Here is a 17,154-nt window from a genome sequence, read left to right on the forward strand (position 1 = left end):
AGGCCTTGCAATCGCCGCCCGCTCCGCTACGAAAACGGGATGATCGAAACGAATTTTGGGCTGTTCCTGGCCGCAGCTCTCCTCATTGCCGCAATTCCAGGCCCCGGTATTTTTTACGTCGCGGCACGAACCTTGTCGGAGGGGCGTGCCAGCGGCTTTGCCTCGACCGCGGGCACGGCGCTGGGCGGATTGGTTCATGTGGTCGCGGGCAGCCTCGGCATCTCCGCCATCATCCTGGCCAGCGCAGAGCTGTTTGCCGCCGTGAAATTCGTCGGCGCGCTCTATCTGGTCTGGCTCGGCATCAAGACGTTTCGCAGCGCCGGCAGCAACCTGTCGCTTGGGAGCGAGCCGATCGGCGACAAGCGCGCGTTCCGCGACGGCGTGCTGGTCGAGGCGCTCAATCCGAAGACTGCCGCGTTCTTCCTCGCCTTCATTCCGCAGTTTCTCGATCCCGCTGGATCGAACCCGACGCTGCAATTCATCCTGCTGGGCGCGATCTCGGTGGCGCTGAACACGCTCGCCGATGTCGTGGTGGTGCTGATGGCCTCGGCGACGCGCGCGCAGCTGATCGGGCGGCCGCTTCTGATGCGGCGCCTCACGCAAGGCTCCGGCGTTTTCATCGCGAGCCTCGGCCTCTCGCTCGCCCTGGCGCGGCGGCCGGCAAATGGCTAGCGCCCCGCAAGACAGCTTCTATGAATCGCACGGCCTGCGGCTGCATTACGCCGACTGGGGCAGCGAGGGCGCACCCGTCGCCATCCTGGTCCACGGCGGTCGCGATCATTGCCGCAGCTGGGATCACATCGCGCGCTCGCTGCAACCGCATTTTCGCGTCGTCGCGCCCGATCTGCGTGGTCATGGCGATTCCGACTGGACGAAAGGCGGCAGCTACGCGCTGACAGAATATGTCTACGATCTCGCGCAGCTGGTTCGCAGCATCGCAGCGCCTCAGGTCACTCTGATCGGCCATTCGATGGGCGGCATGGTGAGCCTGATCTTTTCGGGCGCATTCCCCGAACGGGTCACCAAGCTCGTCGTCCTCGACGGCGTGACCATGCTGCCGGATACAGCAAAGCCGCCGGCGCATGAGCGCATCGGAAAATGGGTCGCCCAGCTCGACAGGCTGCACGACCGCACCCCGCGCCGCTATGCGACGCTCGAAGACGCCGCCGCGCAGATGATGCTGCATAACAGGCGCCTCGCCCGCGACCTCGCGCTGCATCTCGCCACGCATGGCGCGCAGCGGAACGAGGACGGCAGCTATAGCTGGAAGTTCGATCCCTACCAGCGCGCCTCTGCGCCGCACCGGCTCTGGCCCGACGATCACATCGAGCTGTGGTCGCGTATCGCCTGCCCGACGTTGCTGCTCAATGCCGGCGAAAGCTTTCTGTCTGGTGCCAGAGCGGCGGGCATGGAGCGCTATTTCCAGAACGCGCGGATCGAGACCATCGCCGGCGCGGGACACTGGCTGCAGCACGACAAGCCGCAAGAGGTGTTGGGTGAGATCCGGCGGTTTCTGGGATTGGCTGAGGAGAGCGGCGACTAGCTCGCTGTTGCGCGAATGGATTGGTGGGCACGCTGCGCTTTGCCCACCCTACGGCAGTGTGCACGCATCACGCAGCTACATCCACGTCATTGCGAGCGTAGCGAAGCAATTCAGGCTGCCACCGCGGAGGGATTCTGGATTGCTTCGCTGCGCTCGCAATGACGGATAGAGCTAGCTCAACGTGCCCGCATGCACCCACCAGCCGGGGTGATCGCGGCGGATCTTTTCAGCGGCGGCATGCGCCTCGGCAGGCGCGCCGTAGATCGCAAAGCACGTCGCCCCGGAGCCGGACATGCGGGCGAGCTTGACGCTGGCGGAGGAGCGCAAGGCTTCCAGCACGTCGCCGATCACGGGCTCGATCCGCAGCGCAGGCGCCTCGAGGTCGTTGCCGACGGTGTCGAGAACCTCGACCCAATCGGAAATCGAGCCGCCCTCCTCCGGCCAGGCCGGCGCGCGGATGACGTCGGTGACGCCAACGCGGAGTTCGCCGTTGCGCAGGCCCAGCGCCTGGAACACGTCCTTGGTGGCAACCGGCACGCGCGGATTGACCATGACGCAGGGCATGCTCGGCAGCGCGAGCGGCAGCAGCTGCTCGCCGACGCCGGTCATGTCGCAGGCGCGCGAGAGCAGGCACACCGGCACGTCGGCGCCGGTCGCGAGCGCGACCTTCTGAATGCGGGGATCGTCGAGCGACAGATCGTTGAGACGCGCCAGGAGCCGCAGCGCCGCCGCGGCATCCGCCGAGCCGCCGCCGATGCCGGCCGCAACCGGGAGCACCTTGTCGAGCGCGAAGGCGCCCAGCTTCAGCCCAGGGACGGCTTCGGCCAGCAGCTTGGCCGCCTTGAGCACCAAATTGTCGGCGGTATCGCCGCAGGCGGCAGCCAGCGGCCCCGTCGTGGTCAGCTCCAGCTCGTCGCCCGGCTCCAGCATCAGCCGGTCGGCGCAGTCGGCGAACGCGACCACGCTTTCGAGATCATGATAGCCATCGGCACGACGGCCGACGACGCGAAGGCTCAAATTGACCTTCGCCCGCCCCTCTTCAATCAACGCCGACATTGGCGATCAGCCCCCAAAGACTCACTTGTCTGCGCATGATCTTATCGGAAAACCGCTACACACTTTTCCGGATCATGCGCGTAGCTTAACCGCCCTTGCCGTCGTCCTTCTTCTTCTCGGCCTGCGCCGCAGAAGAGTTCGAATTGTCGTCGGGAAGGCCACCAGCGATCTTGGCCTCGATCTTCGGCAGCTCTTCCGGCTCGGGCTTGAGATCGCGCGCATGCGACCACTGGAATTTGGCCTCCAGCGTGCGGCCGACGCGCCAATAGGCATCGCCGAGATGGTCGTTGATGGTGGGATCCTCGGGCTTGAGATCGATCGCGCGCTCGAGGTTCTTCACCGCCTCCTCGTAATTGCCGATGCGGTAATAGGCCCAGCCGAGGGAGTCGACGATGTAGCCGTCGTCGGGACGTTGCTCGACGGCACGCTTGATCATCTTCATGCCTTCGTCGAGATTCACGCCCTGGTCGATCCAGGAATAACCGAGATAGTTGAGGACGTGCGGCTGGTCGGGCTGCAGCTCCAGCGCCTTCTTCATGTCGGCCTCGGCCTTGGCCCATTGCTTGGAGCGCTCCTCGCAGATGCCGCGATAATAGTACCAGACGCTGTTGGCCTTGTCGTTGCCGGCCGGCAGCACGTCGATGCCTTTCGAATAGGTCGCGCCGCACTCGCCAAAGCGCTTGCGGCCGCGCTCGATGTTGCCGAGCGCCATGATGGCTTCGAGGTCCTTGGCATCCTCCGTCGTGACGCCCTTGAGGATCTTGATCGCGTCGTCGGTGCGGTCGGCGGAATCGAGATCGATGGCGAGCTGGATCTGCGCGTTGCGCTTGAGCGGCGAGTTCGCGGGCACGCGCTCATAGACCTTGATGGCCATCTGCGGCCGCTTCACCGATTCATAGAGATCGGCGAGCGAGAGCAGCGCCAGCGGATGGCTCGGCTGCAGGTAGAGCGAGAGCTGGAGATAGACCAGCGCCAGATCCTCGCCGCCGCGGCGGGTCAGCGTCGCGCCGATGCCGTAGAGGGCTTCGGCAGCGCCAGCCTGCGCGGAATCGACCAGCGGCGGCATCTTCTTGCCGGCCTTGGTGTCGCGCAGGCCTTCCTGGATCAGCGGATGGCGTGCGAGCTTCTTGTCGAAAGCCTGATAGACATTGGTGGCCGCGGCGGAATCCTTGTTGCGCGACAGCCAGCGCGCATAGGCCTCGGTGACGCGCAGCATGGAATCGTCGAGCTTGTAGGCGCGCTCGAAGCGGGTGCCGGCGTCCTTCTCCTTGCCGGAGAGCTCCAGGATCATGCCGGTGTGAAGGTCCTTGAACAGCGGGTACCATTCCGGACCTGCCAGCTTGTCGATGGTGGCGACACCGCCCTTGGCATCGCCCGCACCATAGGCGGCCCAGCCCGACAGCAGCGTGGCGACGAGATCGGTGATGGGACCGCGGATCGACTGGTTGATGTTGGTCTGCGCGGCCGCGTACTTCTTCACCTTGAGATCATGCACGCCGACGACGAGGCGCGCGACGCGGTTGGTCTTGTCGATGGTGAGGATGCGCTCGGCGAGCTTGACCGCCTCGTCGATGTCGCCGTCGGCGACCGACGAGATGAAGGCACGATCGAGCAGCTCGTTGTTCTTGGGATCGGTGCGGAGCGCCGAACGGTAGAATGCTGCGGCCGATGCCGCGTCGCGCTCGACGCTGGCGTGGCGGGCGGCGAGATAGCTGCCGGCGCCAGTGAGCGACTTCAGATCGTTTCGCGTCGGGAATTGCGCCGCCGTGTTCTCCGGATGATCCGGCGTCTGCGCCAGGACCGCGCCGGGGACCGTCGCGATCGCAGTGCCCATGAGGGCGATGGCGGCAGCAGTCCAGCGGTTGAAACGATTTGAAAACATCAGGGCTCGCCTTAAGTTGGTGGTGCCTGGGTTTGCAGCAGACGGCTGTATCGCAAGCGAACGCAGCCGGTGACATCCGGGCCCGGAACCGTCAGGCCGACAATGCCGCTTTTGGCGCTTCGCCGCAAGGATTCGGACCGGCCGCTCCCCTCCGCACGCCCCCAAATCGGCCAAGTTCGATCAGGAGCAGCCCCAAGACGCCGCCACTATGGCCTTATCGTGGCCGCGGCGGCTCGCCGCAGCCTCGTCCTCACGGTAACGTGCGCCAGGTCACCCTTGCGATGCGCCCTCACATCGCCTCGTAGTTCGGGCCGCCACCACCTTCCGGGGGAACCCAGGTGATGTTGCCGTTGGGGTCCTTCACATCGCAGGTTTTGCAATGGACGCAATTCTGGGCGTTGATCTGGAAGCGCGGACCGGAGCCCTCCTCGATCCATTCATAGACGCCAGCCGGGCAATAGCGATTCGAGGGACCGGCGTAGACGTCGTGCTCGGAGGTCTTCTGAAGGTTCATGTCGGTGACCTTCAGATGGATCGGCTGATCCTCCTCGTGATTGGTGTTGGACAGGAACACCGAGGACAGCTTGTCGAACGTGATCTTGCCGTCGGGCTTCGGGTAGGTCCTGGGCGCGTAGCTCTTGGCCGGATCGAGCGTGGCGCGGTCGGGCTTGACGTGCGACTGCGTGCCAAACAGCGAGGCGCCGAACAGCGTATTGCACCACATGTCGAAGCCGCCCAGCGCGACGCCGAGCACGGTGCCGAATTTCGACCACAATGGCTTGACGTTGCGGACCACGAACAGGTCCTTGCCGACCGATGAGGAGCGCCAGGCGTTCTCGTATTCGACGAGCTCGTCATTGGCGCGGTCGGCGGCGAGCGCGGCCGCAACATGTTCGGCAGCGAGCATGCCGGTGCCCATCGCATTGTGCACGCCCTTGATGCGCGGCACGTTGACGAACCCGGCCGCGCAGCCGATCAGCGCGCCGCCGGGGAAGCTCAGCTTCGGCACCGACTGATAGCCGCCCTCGGTGATCGCGCGCGCGCCGTAAGCCAGGCGCTTGCCGCCTTCGAAGGTGGCGCGGATCGTGGGATGGGTCTTGAAGCGTTGGAATTCGTCGAACGGGGATAGATAGGGATCGTCGTAGTTTAGATGCACGACGAAGCCGACCGCGACGAGATTGTCGTCGTAGTGATAAAGGAAGGAGCCGCCACCGGTCTTGAGGTCAAGCGGCCAGCCGAATGAATGCTGGATCAAGCCCTTCTGGTGCTTGGCGGGATCGATCTGCCAGACCTCCTTGAGTCCGATGCCGAACTTCGGCGGCTCGCTCTTGGCGTCGAGGGCGAATTTGTTGATGAGCTGCTTGGTCAGGCTGCCTCGGGCGCCTTCGGCGAACAGCGTGTACTTGCCGAGCAATTCCATGCCGCGGGTGTAGGAATCCTTCGGCTTGCCATCGCGGCCGATGCCCATGTCGCCGGTGGCGATGCCCTTGACCTTGCCCTCCTCGTCATAGAGCACCTCGGCCGCCGCAAAGCCCGGATAGATCTCGACGCCGAGCGCTTCGGCCTTGCGCGCCAGCCAGCGGCAGACATTGCCGAGCGAGCCGATGTAGCAGTGATGATTGTCCATCAGCGGCGGCATCATGAAATTCGGCAGCTTGATCGCGCCGCCGCCGGTCATCCAGTAGAAGCGATCGTCCTTGACCTGCGTCTTCAGCGGGCAGTCGGCATCCTCGCGCCAGTCCGGGATCAGCTTGTCGAGGCCCGCGGGATCAATGACGGCGCCCGAGAGGATGTGCGCACCAACCTCGGAGCCCTTCTCCACCACGACCACATTGACATCAGCATTGAGCTGCTTCAGCCGGATCGCGGCCGCCAGACCCGACGGGCCGGCGCCGACGATGACGACGTCGAATTCCATGGATTCGCGCGGGGGAAGTTCTTCGGTGCTCATCTGATCTCAGCCCTTGAGACGGTCCTCGGTCGTTTGCGCCCCCTTGTTTCCGATTTTTCCGGGTAGGACAACCTCGGAATCGCGTTCCGCCGGGATGCAAGGCCGCTCAAGGTGATATAAAAGTCAGACTTTCCCATGATCCCCGAACCCGCCCCCACCGTCCGAGAGCTGCTCGCCTTCTATCTGGAGGCCGGTGTCGACTGCGCGCTTGCGGAGGAGCCGATAGACCGCCTGGCGGAAATCGATACGCCGCCACCCAGTCCGCGCGCGGCCCCGCAAGCCGAGGCGCCGCGCCCGGTCGCTGCGCCCGCGGTCATGCGCGGGGAAGCTGCGCCTGCACCGGAGGTCGCCATCGCCTCGGCACGCGAGGCCGCCCGCACCGCGCCGACCCTGGAGGCGCTGCGCGAGCTGATGCAGAGTTTCGAGGGCTGCGCGTTGAAGCACACGGCGACGCGGCTGGTGTTCGCCGACGGCAACCCGCAGGCGCGCATCATGTTCGTCGGCGAGGCGCCCGGCCGCGACGAGGACATCGAGGGACTGCCCTTCGTCGGGCGCAGCGGCAAGCTGCTCGATCTGATGATCGGAGCCATCGGCCTCAACCGCACCACCGCCTACATCGCCAACGTCATTCCCTGGCGGCCGCCCGGCAACCGCACGCCGACGCCGCAGGAGACGCAAATCTGCCTGCCCTTCATCCAGCGCCAGATCGAGTTGGTGAACCCCGACGTGCTGGTGACGCTCGGCAATCCCTCGACGCAGACGTTGCTGGGAACGCGCGAAGGCATCATGCGGACGCGCGGGCGCTGGTTCGACTACGACACCGGCCAGCGGGTGATCCGCGCGCTGCCGACGTTCCACCCGGCCTATCTCTTGCGCTCGCCGGCCTACAAGCGGCTGGCCTGGCAGGACCTGCGATCGATCGCGAAGGCACTGGCGGGGGCGTGAGGGGCCGGTCCCTTCCGTCATTGCGAGGAGCGAAGCGACGAAGCAATCCAGAATCCCTCTGCGGAAAGATTCTGGATTGCTTCGCTACGCTCGCAATGACGACGGAGAGAGCATACGCGGGCGTCACGTCCCCTTCGGCCGCACGATGGCCCAGCCGATGCGCAGGAGCTGCTGGCGGCCGGTCACCAGCCATTCGAAGGCGCGCGGCACTTCCGGCACGATGCCGGGGAAGCGCTTGAGGATCTCCGGCGGCGGGGTGCCGGCGGTGTCGGAGGCGCGCCAGACCACGACGCCGCCGGTCTCGCTGAACTTGGTCGGGTTCATCCACGGCGTACGCGCGGGGTCGGCGTCGATGAACAGATGCGGCCGGCCGGAATGCAGCGCGATCAGGCTGGCGAGCTGGGTTTCGCCGGCGACGGCCCGCAGGCGATGGTTGGTGCGGCGGGCGAAGCTCTCGTCGAAGAAATCAGAGATCGCGCGCGCCGGCATCGAGGTCGCAATTTCGTTGGCGCCCGTCCAGGGCAGGAACAGGATGGCGAGCACGACGCCGGCGGCGGGCGCGGCGACGGCGGCGGCCCAGACCATACGCAGCATCCGCGCGCGACGCATCGCGATGAGATCGCCGGCCGCGACGACCACGGCGAGCCCCGACATGATCAGCACGACGCCGGGGCCGCCGACCACGGAATCGAGCCCCAGCACGCCGGAGATCAGCACCGCGCCGAGCGGCAGAGCGAACGCGAAGAAATAGACGAAGTTGCGCGCGAGCGGCTCGACCGGCGGGCGGTAGATGATCGGCGGCTCCTCGCCCTTGCCGGCGACCACCCCGGTGTTGAGAAAGGTCAGCGCCGGAATCGCTGCCGCCCCGATCACCAGCCCGCCGAACAGCCAGGCCGCATGCAGCGCGCGGACGTTGAGCTCGGCGAGTTGCGGCAAGGCCGGCAGCGTCAGCGTCTCCGCACGCATCAGCCAGACCGCATAGGGCAGCGCCAGCACGGCGACCACGATCAGCGCGAACAGCGGATCGAGCCCGCGCAGCGTCCGGCGACCGCCGGCGGTCGAGACCGCGAAGACGACGATCAGCAGCAGCAGGAAGATCGCGGCGGGCGTCGTCAGCAGCAGGAGGCCGGCTTCGATCGACCAGGCGAACCAGGCATTGCCGCGGCGCTGGCCGATGATCTGCCAGGAGTGCAGCAGCAAGAGCGCCCAGAGCGGCCGCGCCAGGATCAGCGGGCCGAAGTCCAGCGCCGAGGAGGAGAACGCCAGCACCGTCATGGTCAGGAGCACGGCGAGCACCGCCTGCTGCGAGCCGACCACGGCGCGGGAGAGATGATAGAGCGCGATGAATGTCGCGATCTCGCAGAGTTCGGCGAGTACGTAAACACCGAACATGTGGCCGCCGGCGGCGCGATAGGCGATGTCGGCGAGCCAGACCGGCAGCGGCGGGCCGAGATCAGTGCCGACCTGGTATTCCCTGCCGAAGGCCAAGAGGGCCGCGAGGGTGCCGGGCGGGCTGCGGTAGAACACCAGCGCCACGAACAGCCACATAGCGGCCTGCAGCAGCACGGCGATCCACACGATCAGCCGCGGCCGGGCGCGAATGAGCTCGATGACCAGGGAGGTAAACCGCATGCAACGTCCGAAGGTGCAGCCAACCCGTCCAGCCGGCCCTATTCGCTCACCTCTGTTTTGATAAAGGGCGTCACGGGTTGTGGCAACCGCCGCGGATCGTCATGCCCGGGCTTGTCCCGCCTGCGCGGCCATGACGCGCGGATGCCGTCGGAGGATCAGCTAGAGATTTACGGAGGCGTCGATCTCGACGCTCGCCTCGACGTGCACCTCGACCTCGGTCACCGAGAACAGGTCCTGCACCGGCTCGACGGTCCAGGGCATGTGCTTGGCGCGGGCGGCGGCAACGGGGGCGAAGAAGCTGCGGTGGTGGATGGAGGGGCCGAGGCGATCGAGCGCGTCGAGATGCTCGGGAACGGCGTAGCCCTTGTGCTGCTCGAAGCCGTAGCCGGGGCAGTCCTGCGCCAGCGCGCACATCAGCCGGTCACGGGTGACCTTGGCGACGATGGAGGCCGCGGCGATCGACAGCACGATACCGTCGCCGCCGATCACCGCCTCGCAATCGCATGCGGTATCGAGCCGGTCGCGGCCGTCGACGAAGACGTGCCTGGGCGCCTCGGGCAGGGCCACCACGGCCCGCTTCAGCGCCCACAGCGAGGCGCGCAGGATGTTGTCGCGGTCGATTCGCGCCGGCGACGCGACGGCGACCGAGACCTGCGCGGTGGCGCAGATCTTGTCGAACAGCTTTTCGCGCTCCTCGGCGGTCAGGCGCTTGGAATCGTCGATGCCGCGCGGAATGCGGTCGGGGTCGAGAATCACCGCGGCGGCCACCACCGGACCTGCCAGCGGGCCGCGGCCGGCCTCGTCGCAGCCCGCGACCGGCCAGACGCCGCGCTTGATCAGCGCGCGCTCGCGGCGGAAGCTGGGGGGAGCGACGGCGATGATGCCTTTCTTGCCGGGGGCAGCAACCTTCGCAGCATTGGCTGCAGGCGTCTTGGCTGCAGCCGTCTTGGCCACAGGCGCTTTCGCCGCCTTGTCAGGCGCAGCCTTGTTCGCGGCCTGCTTCTTGGGCGCGTCTTTGGCTGGGGTTTTGGCGACCTTGTCCCGAATCATGGCCGGGATCGTGCGCCAGGGGGCTTCGCCAGCGCAACCGGGAACCCAGGATATTCCCGTTATTCAGGCCGGCCGCCCTACGCCCACCGCCAATCAGAACAGGCTGAGCTGATCGCCGTTCCGCTTCGGCCGCGCAAAGTGGTCCGTCGTCAGCTTGGAGCGCCGCTTGTTGAGGCCGAGCCTGTCGCAGGCGATCTCGAAGCGGCGGCCGATGGTCCAGGCCATCGGTCCCGTGCCCTTCATCCGTTCGCCCCATTTGGCGTCGTAGTCGCGCCCGCCCCGCATGTCGCGGATCAGGGTGAAGACGTGGCGATAGCGGTCCGGATAGTTCGCCATCAGCCATTCGCGGAAGAGATCGCGCACCTCCAGCGGCAGCCGCAGCAGCACATAGGCGGCTTCCTTGACGCCGGCATGGACCGCGGCATCGAGGATGCGCTCGATCTCGGAATCGTTCAGTGCAGGGATCACGGGCGCGACCATCACCGTGGTGGGGATGCCGGCCTCCGAGAGCTGCTTGAGCGCCTCCAGCCGCTTCGGCGGCGTCGAGGCCCGCGGCTCCATGGTGCGCGCCAGCTTCGGATCGAGCGAGGTGACCGAGATCGCGACCTTGGCGAGGTTGCGCTTGGCCATCCGCTGGAGAATGTCGATGTCGCGGAGCACCAGCGCCGACTTGGTGACGATGCCGACGGGATGCCCGGCGCCCTCCAGCACTTCCAAAATGCCGCGCATGATTTTGCGCTCGCGCTCGATCGGCTGGTAGGGATCGGTGTTGGTGCCGATCGCGATCATCCGCGGCTCGTAGCCGGGGGCCGCAAGCTCTTTCTCGAGCAGCAAAGGAGCATCGGGCTTGGCGAACAGCTTCGACTCGAAGTCGAGCCCGGGCGACAGGCCGAGATAGGCGTGGGTCGGCCGCGCGAAGCAATAGACGCAGCCGTGCTCGCAGCCGCGATACGGATTGATCGATCGGTCGAAGCCGATGTCGGGGGAATCGTTACGGGTGATCACCTTGCGCGAGGTGTCGATGGCGACCGTGGTCTTGAACGGCGGCAGCTCGTCCAGGCTCTGCCAGCCGTCATCGAAAGCGACGCGCGCCTCGGCCTCAAAGCGGCCGCTGGCGTTGGATTGAGCGCCCCGCCCTCGCCTGCGCGCGCGGTCGATGGCGACGCCAAGCTCGGGGAAATCTGAAGGCGCACCCGCCGGCTCGGAGGGCGCCGTGACCGGCGGGTGCTTGAGAGCATGAGAGGATGCTGGACTCATGCAGCCAAGATAGCACGACATAGGAACAAATCAAGAACACAAACAAAAATCGTGAAAACAACCCCATGCACAGTAGAGCTGCCCAAACTTCGCGCGTCCGCCTTTGACCTCACGCAACACGGCCGTCACGCCCATCCCGTTTCATGCCCGACGGATCGATCACCGCGGAACCGGGTTGGTGACGATCGCGAAGTGAAGGTCGGCAGGAACATGACAATCCAACAAAAAACGGCCGAAGCGAGCAGCGACCTCGATCTGCTCGATCGCTATTGGCGCGCCGCCAACTACCTCTCGGTCGGGCAAATCTACCTGCTCGACAATCCGCTGCTGCGCGAGCCGCTGCGGCCCGAGCACATCAAGCCGCGTCTGCTCGGACATTGGGGCACCACGCCGGGCCTGAATTTCATCTATGCCCATCTCAACCGCGTCATCCGCGCGCTCGACGTCAGCGTGATCTATGTCTGTGGTCCCGGCCATGGCGGCCCCGGCATGGTCGCCAACACCTATCTCGAAGGCAGCTACAGCGAGATCTATCCTAGCATCGCGCGCTATGCGGACGGATTGCGCAAGCTGTTCAGACAGTTCTCCTTCCCCGGCGGCATCCCGAGCCACGCCGCGCCGGAAACGCCGGGCTCCATCCACGAAGGCGGCGAGCTCGGCTATGCGCTTGTGCACGCCTATGGCGCGGCATTCGACAACCCGGACTTGATCGTCGCCTGCGTGGTCGGCGACGGCGAGGCCGAAACCGGGCCGCTCGCTGCGTCCTGGCACTCCAACAAGTTCCTGAACCCCGCCCATGACGGCGCAGTGCTGCCGATCCTGCATCTCAACGGCTACAAGATCGCCAACCCCACCGTGCTCGGACGCATGCAAGACGCGGAGATCCGCGACCTCTTCCGCGGGCTCGGCCACGAGCCGCTGTTCGTCAGCGGCGACGATCCCAAATTGATGCACCGGGCCATGGCCGATGCGCTGGACGTCGCGTTCGCCAGCATCCGCTCGATCCAGCAACATGCCCGCGACGGCCGCACGCGCGTCGAGCGGCCGCGCTGGCCGATGATCGTGCTGCGCAGCCCGAAGGGCTGGACCGGCCCGAAGGAGGTCGACGGCAAGAAGGTCGAGGGTTTTTGGCGTGCCCATCAGGTGCCAGTCGCAGGCTGCCGCGAGAACCCGGCGCATCTCAAGGTGCTCGAAGACTGGATGCGCAGCTACGAGCCGGAAAAACTGTTCGACGAAGGCGGCGCGCTCATTGCCGAGCTTCAGGCGCTCGCGCCGGAAGGGACGAGGCGGATGGGCGCCAATCCACATGCCAATGGCGGCGTGTTGAAGAAGGAGCTGAAGCTGCCGGACTTCCGCAGCTTCGCGATCGAGGTGCCGCAACCCGGCGAGGTCGTGGCGGAAGCGACGCGCGAGCTCGGCAAATTCCTGCGCGACGTCGTTCGCCTCAACGCCCAGCATCGAAACTTCCGCATCATGGGCCCGGACGAGACGGCATCGAACCGGCTCGACGCCGTGTTCGAAGCCACCGAACGCGTCTGGATGGAGCCGACCGAGCCTTACGACGTGCACCTCGCGCAGGACGGCCGCGTAATGGAGGTGCTGAGCGAGCATCTCTGCCAGGGCTGGCTGGAGGGCTACCTGCTCACGGGACGGCACGGCTTCTTCTCCTGCTACGAGGCCTTCATCCACATCGTGGATTCCATGTTCAACCAGCATGCCAAATGGCTGAAGGTGACGCGCGAGCTGCCGTGGCGGCGTCCGATCGCCTCGCTCAATTATCTCCTGACCTCGCATGTCTGGCGCCAGGACCATAACGGCTTCAGCCATCAGGACCCCGGTTTCGTCGATCTCGTCGCCAACAAGAAGGCGGACATCGTCCGCATCTACTTTCCGCCGGACGCCAATACGCTGTTGTGGATCGCCGATCATGCCTTGCGCACCTACAACCGCGTCAACGTGATCGTCGCCGGCAAGCAGCCGGCGCCGCAATGGCTCTCGATGCAGGACGCCGCGACGCATTGCGCTGCCGGCATCGGCATCTGGACCTGGGCGGGAACGGAGGACGGCAAGGGCGAGCCCGACGTGGTGATGGCCTGCGCCGGCGACGTGCCGACGCTGGAGACGCTCGCCGCCGTCGACCTGTTGCGCAAGGCGATGCCGGATTTGAAAATCCGCGTCGTCAACGTCGTCGACCTCATGACGCTGCAGCCGCGCGAGCAGCATCCGCACGGTCTGTCCGACCGCGACTTCGACAGCCTGTTCACGCGCGACAAGCCTGTGATCTTTGCCTATCACGGCTATCCCTATCTCATCCACCGGCTGACCTATAACCGCACCAACCATGCCGGCATGCATGTGCGCGGCTTTGCCGAGGAGGGCACCACGACGACGCCCTTCGACATGGTCGTGCTCAACGAGCTCGACCGCTACCATCTCGCGATCGAGGCCATCGAACGCGTGCCGGGACTGGCGACGAAGGCCGCGCAGGTGAAGCAGCAATTCCGCGACAGACTGATCGAACATTCCCGTTATGTCCGCGAGCATGGCGAGGACATGCCTGAGATCCGCGACTGGGTCTGGCAAAACAGAGCCGGCGGCAACACGCCGACCGAGGCCGGCGACTAGCGATGACGGACGCGGTCCTCGTTCTCAACTCGGGATCGTCGAGCATCAAGTTCGGCCTGTTCGATGTCGCGGTGGCCGAGCCTGCCCTGCTCTGCAAGGGCCTGCTGGACGAGCACGAAGCCAAACCCCGGTTGGTGGTGAAGGGCCCCACGGGCGAAGACCTGTTCGAGACGAGGAAGGAGACGCCGGAGGCAGCCGGCGGCCATCTGTTCGCCGACGTGCTCGCCTTCATCGAGGACCGGTTCGGTGGACGCAGCCTGCGGGCCGTCGGCCACCGCATCGTTCACGGCGGGCCGGATCATTCAGGCCCGGTGGTCCTGACCGACGACATCATAGCGAAGCTGGAGGCCTTGACGCCGCTCGCGCCGCTGCACCAGCCGCGCTGCCTCGCGCCGGTGCGCACGCTCGCGGCGATCCGGCCCGGGCTGACGCAGATCGCGTGTTTCGACACCGCCTTCCACCACGGCCTCGCACCGCCGGCGAACCGCTTCGCCATTCCCCGGCGATTCCAGGCGCGTGGCGTCAGGCGCTACGGCTTTCACGGCCTCTCGTTCGAATATGTCGCGGGACGCCTGGCCGAGATCGCGCCGGAGCTCGTCGCAAAGCGCACAATCATCGCACATCTTGGCAATGGCGCCAGCCTCTGCGCCTTGCGCGATGGCCGCAGCATCGACACCACGATGGGGCTCACGCCGCTCGACGGCCTCGTGATGGGCACGCGTTGCGGTGCGATCGATCCGGGCGTGCTGCTCTATCTGCAACAGCACGAGAACATGCCGGTCGCAGAGGTCCAGCACCTGCTCTATCACGAGTCCGGGCTCATCGGCGTCTCCGGCATCTCTGCGGACATGCGCACGCTGCTGGCAAGCCACGAGGCTGCGGCGCATGAGGCCGTCGATCTCTTCACCTTCCGTGCCGCGCAGCAGGTCGCGATGATGGCGACCACGCTCGGCGGCCTGGACTGCCTGATCTTCACCGGCGGCATCGGCGAGCATGCAAAGGAGATCCGCAGCGCGATCGGCGAGCGGCTTGGGTGGTTCGGCATACGAATCGACGCAGCGGCGAACGAAACAGCACGCGAGCAGATCAGCGGCGCCGATAGTACTGTCGACGTATTCGTCATTCCGACGAACGAGGAACTGATGATCGCTCGGCATTGCGCAGCGGTGCTGCGGGCGATGTGAGCTCCAGCCGAAAAGGGAGTGTCGGAGGGTGGGCAAAGCGAAGCGTGCCCACCGATGGCCGGTGGGCACGGCGCAAGTGCGCCTTTGCCCACCCTACGATTCTGCAGACGATGATCGCTCATCCGACCAGCGGGTGGTATCAGCCAAGCCGTCATTGCGAGCGAAGCGAAGCAATCCAGACTGGTTCCGCGGCGGGATTCTGGATTGCTTCGCTGCGCTCGCAATGACGAAGAATGCGGCGGCCGCGCAGATCAATCGTACTGTCCTATCATGCCGGCAATAGATTCCCGCTCTCAGTGCGTCCCCGACCATATCTGAAAGCACCCCATCGCGATCTCGATCACGATCAGCACCACGATCGCGATCTCGAGGCGCAGCGAGCGCTGGGTGTCGATGATGTCGGTCAGTGCGTTGGCGGTCTCCGACACCGCGGCGAGCTTGTGCTCGAGCGTGTCGAGGCGCTCCTTCAGCTCGTACTCGTCCTCGAGACGGGAATAGAGCCGGTCGAGCTCGGGTTTCTCCCAGAGCACGTCGGGCTTCTCCGCCACCGCGACGCGGCCGGCGACGCGCTGCTGCACCAGCAGCGCGTTGCCGATCAATTGCAGAATGCCCTTGCGCCGGCGCGGCGTTCGGCCGTGCTCGGCGAGCTCCCGTGCAAACGGTTCGATGACGTCGAACACCGCGGCGACGCGGCGCTCGTCGCGCGCCAGCGACGTGCTCTTGGCAAGCGCATCCGCGACCAGCAGCAGCCGGTCGTCGGAGAATTTGGCGAGGCAGATCGGCCCGCCCGGCTGGATCGTCTCGGCGGCTTCCTCGTTGCAGAGCTGCGCCTGCGCGATCTCCTCCTCGTACGGGCTGAGCTCTCCCGTCACGCGCGATTTCAGGTTATCGACGAGGACCTTCTCCTCGGACGGCAACAGCCCGATCAAGACGACGACGCCGTAGCGAAAGATCACGGCAAGGCCGGCATGGACGCGGAAGGCGGCCGGCGTCGAGGACACCAGCGTGCCGATCTCGAGGCTGGATGCATTGATGCGCTCGCCCAGCATCAGCGCCCGGATCCGCAAGGTCGGCGCGGCCTCCTGCTTCGGCGACGTCGGCGCCGCGTTAACGGCGAGTTGATCGGCGTTCATACAAGGTCTCTCCCGGCACCGAGATCACGCATTTCGTTCGACCTTCCCCAAGCTGCCGCCTCGTCCGAGGAAACCGACGGCCCGCACGGCGAATGCCGCCATGAAGCTCCGGGTTAATACCGTCAGGATCGGCTTGTGCCGAAACATTCGGCAATATTGCCAACCCGCGCCGGACACATTTGGCTGCTATGAACTGGCCGCAGTTTACCATCGCACGCCGAAGAGCCGTCCGAAAGTTGCACTCGGCAGCGCGACGGGTCTATGACAACATCATTGCAACACTACGCTTCTCCCGAAGTGCAGACACCGAAGCCTCAATCATGCTGAGCGTCATCATCCCGACCGAAGGCGTCGAGCAGACGGCGGTCGCAACCCTCGCCGCGCTGGTCCCCGGCGCGGCCGCCGGCGTGATCCGGGAAGTGCTTCTGGTCGACGGCACGCGCAACGGGGTCATCGAGCGCGTTGCCGACGTCGCAGGCTGCCGTTTCATCGGCTTCGAGGGTCATTCGCAAGGCGCCGCGCTTGCCGCCGGCGCGCTCCAGGCCCGGTCGCCATGGCTGATGTTCCTGCCTGCCGGTGCCGTGCTGGAAACCGGCTGGATCGAGGAGACCACCCAGTTCATCCAGGCCGTCGCCACCAGTGGCCGGGATCGTGCGGCGGTGTTCCGCTATGCGCGCTCGCCTTACGGAAATACCGCGTTGCGCGACGTCCTCTGGGCCGTGGCGCGAAAGCTCGTCGGTCCGCTGGGCGATCAGGGACTTTTGATTGCGCGTGATCATTACGACCGGATCGGCGGCTACCCGCCCCACGCCCGCCATTCCGAGGCGCGGCTGCTCCGGCGGCTCGGCCGGTCGTCCAGGACCATGCTGCGCAGCCGGATCGTCATGGTCGGCTGA

13 protein-coding genes are annotated in these 17,154 nt (G+C 66.0%); 6 read left to right on the forward strand and 7 right to left on the reverse strand.

What is annotated here, in order from left to right:
* Window positions 1-39 precede the first annotated feature (39 nt).
* Both ACNJYA_RS31450 and ACNJYA_RS31455 read left to right on the forward strand, forming a co-directional pair.
* Complete coding sequence (locus ACNJYA_RS31450) at window positions 40-672, forward strand: LysE family translocator (protein WP_439401276.1); 633 nt, start codon at window positions 40-42, stop codon at window positions 670-672.
* Complete coding sequence (locus ACNJYA_RS31455) at window positions 665-1,543, forward strand: alpha/beta fold hydrolase (RefSeq protein WP_439401277.1); 879 nt, start codon at window positions 665-667, stop codon at window positions 1,541-1,543. The genes ACNJYA_RS31450 and ACNJYA_RS31455 overlap by 8 nt, the downstream gene beginning before the upstream one ends.
* Before the next feature lie 171 nt (window positions 1,544-1,714).
* Here ACNJYA_RS31455 and ACNJYA_RS31460 read toward each other — a convergent pair whose 3' ends face one another.
* The 3 genes from ACNJYA_RS31460 to ACNJYA_RS31470 all read right to left on the reverse strand — a co-directional run bounded on the left by ACNJYA_RS31460 (window position 1,715) and on the right by ACNJYA_RS31470 (window position 6,432).
* Window positions 1,715-2,599: a 4-(cytidine 5'-diphospho)-2-C-methyl-D-erythritol kinase gene (locus tag ACNJYA_RS31460; RefSeq protein WP_439401278.1), complete on the reverse strand. Its 885-nt coding sequence runs from the start codon at window positions 2,597-2,599 to the stop codon at window positions 1,715-1,717.
* An 85-nt stretch (window positions 2,600-2,684) separates the two neighbouring features.
* Window positions 2,685-4,481: a tetratricopeptide repeat protein gene (locus tag ACNJYA_RS31465; RefSeq protein ID WP_212259089.1), complete on the reverse strand. Its 1,797-nt coding sequence runs from the start codon at window positions 4,479-4,481 to the stop codon at window positions 2,685-2,687.
* A 289-nt stretch (window positions 4,482-4,770) separates the two neighbouring features.
* Window positions 4,771-6,432, reverse strand: coding sequence for an electron transfer flavoprotein-ubiquinone oxidoreductase (locus ACNJYA_RS31470; protein ID WP_439364327.1), 1,662 nt, complete (start codon window positions 6,430-6,432; stop codon window positions 4,771-4,773).
* Window positions 6,433-6,567: 135 nt separating this feature from the next.
* On the opposite strand from ACNJYA_RS31470, the gene ACNJYA_RS31475 reads away from it, so the two are divergent.
* Entirely contained in the window at window positions 6,568-7,377 is an 810-nt protein-coding gene (locus ACNJYA_RS31475) for a uracil-DNA glycosylase (protein ID WP_260380305.1), read from the forward strand.
* Between the two features lie 123 nt (window positions 7,378-7,500).
* Here the strand turns inward: ACNJYA_RS31475 and ACNJYA_RS31480 are convergent, their stop codons facing one another.
* From ACNJYA_RS31480 to ACNJYA_RS31490, 3 genes are all read right to left on the reverse strand, one after another.
* Window positions 7,501-9,009 carry a glycosyltransferase family 39 protein gene (locus ACNJYA_RS31480; protein WP_212259086.1) on the reverse strand — a complete coding sequence of 503 codons (1,509 nt, stop codon included), beginning with the start codon at window positions 9,007-9,009 and terminating at the stop codon, window positions 7,501-7,503.
* Between the two features lie 159 nt (window positions 9,010-9,168).
* On the reverse strand, window positions 9,169-10,059 hold the full coding sequence (locus ACNJYA_RS31485) for a ribonuclease HII (RefSeq protein ID WP_439364328.1): 891 nt from the start codon (window positions 10,057-10,059) through the stop codon (window positions 9,169-9,171).
* A gap of 93 nt (window positions 10,060-10,152) precedes the next feature.
* Window positions 10,153-11,316, reverse strand: a complete 1,164-nt coding sequence (locus ACNJYA_RS31490) for a PA0069 family radical SAM protein (protein ID WP_439364329.1) — start codon at window positions 11,314-11,316, stop codon at window positions 10,153-10,155.
* 210 nt (window positions 11,317-11,526) lie between these two features.
* Between ACNJYA_RS31490 and ACNJYA_RS31495 the strand changes: the two genes are divergently transcribed.
* On the forward strand, window positions 11,527-13,941 hold the full coding sequence (locus ACNJYA_RS31495; protein ID WP_439401279.1) for a phosphoketolase family protein: 2,415 nt from the start codon (window positions 11,527-11,529) through the stop codon (window positions 13,939-13,941).
* 2 nt (window positions 13,942-13,943) lie between these two features.
* Window positions 13,944-15,125: an acetate/propionate family kinase gene (locus tag ACNJYA_RS31500; RefSeq protein WP_212259082.1), complete on the forward strand. Its 1,182-nt coding sequence runs from the start codon at window positions 13,944-13,946 to the stop codon at window positions 15,123-15,125.
* 293 nt (window positions 15,126-15,418) lie between these two features.
* Here the strand turns inward: ACNJYA_RS31500 and ACNJYA_RS31505 are convergent, their stop codons facing one another.
* On the reverse strand, window positions 15,419-16,258 hold the full coding sequence (locus ACNJYA_RS31505) for an RMD1 family protein (protein WP_439401280.1): 840 nt from the start codon (window positions 16,256-16,258) through the stop codon (window positions 15,419-15,421).
* 320 nt (window positions 16,259-16,578) lie between these two features.
* Here ACNJYA_RS31505 and ACNJYA_RS31510 point away from each other — a divergent pair, with 320 nt between their 5' ends.
* Window positions 16,579-17,154 carry a glycosyl transferase gene (locus ACNJYA_RS31510; protein ID WP_172787523.1) on the forward strand — a complete coding sequence of 192 codons (576 nt, stop codon included), beginning with the start codon at window positions 16,579-16,581 and terminating at the stop codon, window positions 17,152-17,154.

It is taken from the genome of Bradyrhizobium sp. BLXBL-01 (genome assembly GCF_051853025.1).
Lineage (GTDB): Bacteria > Pseudomonadota > Alphaproteobacteria > Rhizobiales > Xanthobacteraceae > Bradyrhizobium.

Bases quoted from the DNA above. Each gene is read 5' to 3' on its own strand.
- ACNJYA_RS31455 (WP_439401277.1), top strand. From the start codon at position 665: ATGGCTAGCGCCCCGCAAGACAGCTTCTATGAATCGCACGGCCTGCGG.
- ACNJYA_RS31470 (WP_439364327.1), bottom strand. From the start codon at position 6,432: ATGAGCACCGAAGAACTTCCCCCGCGCGAATCCATGGAATTCGACGTC.
- ACNJYA_RS31475 (WP_260380305.1), top strand. From the start codon at position 6,568: ATGATCCCCGAACCCGCCCCCACCGTCCGAGAGCTGCTCGCCTTCTAT.
- ACNJYA_RS31450 (WP_439401276.1), top strand. From the start codon at position 40: ATGATCGAAACGAATTTTGGGCTGTTCCTGGCCGCAGCTCTCCTCATT.
- ACNJYA_RS31510 (WP_172787523.1), top strand. From the start codon at position 16,579: ATGCTGAGCGTCATCATCCCGACCGAAGGCGTCGAGCAGACGGCGGTC.
- ACNJYA_RS31495 (WP_439401279.1), top strand. From the start codon at position 11,527: ATGACAATCCAACAAAAAACGGCCGAAGCGAGCAGCGACCTCGATCTG.
- ACNJYA_RS31500 (WP_212259082.1), top strand. From the start codon at position 13,944: ATGACGGACGCGGTCCTCGTTCTCAACTCGGGATCGTCGAGCATCAAG.
- ACNJYA_RS31490 (WP_439364329.1), bottom strand. From the start codon at position 11,316: ATGAGTCCAGCATCCTCTCATGCTCTCAAGCACCCGCCGGTCACGGCG.
- ACNJYA_RS31460 (WP_439401278.1), bottom strand. From the start codon at position 2,599: ATGTCGGCGTTGATTGAAGAGGGGCGGGCGAAGGTCAATTTGAGCCTT.
- ACNJYA_RS31480 (WP_212259086.1), bottom strand. From the start codon at position 9,009: ATGCGGTTTACCTCCCTGGTCATCGAGCTCATTCGCGCCCGGCCGCGG.
- ACNJYA_RS31465 (WP_212259089.1), bottom strand. From the start codon at position 4,481: ATGTTTTCAAATCGTTTCAACCGCTGGACTGCTGCCGCCATCGCCCTC.
- ACNJYA_RS31505 (WP_439401280.1), bottom strand. From the start codon at position 16,258: ATGAACGCCGATCAACTCGCCGTTAACGCGGCGCCGACGTCGCCGAAG.
- ACNJYA_RS31485 (WP_439364328.1), bottom strand. From the start codon at position 10,059: ATGATTCGGGACAAGGTCGCCAAAACCCCAGCCAAAGACGCGCCCAAG.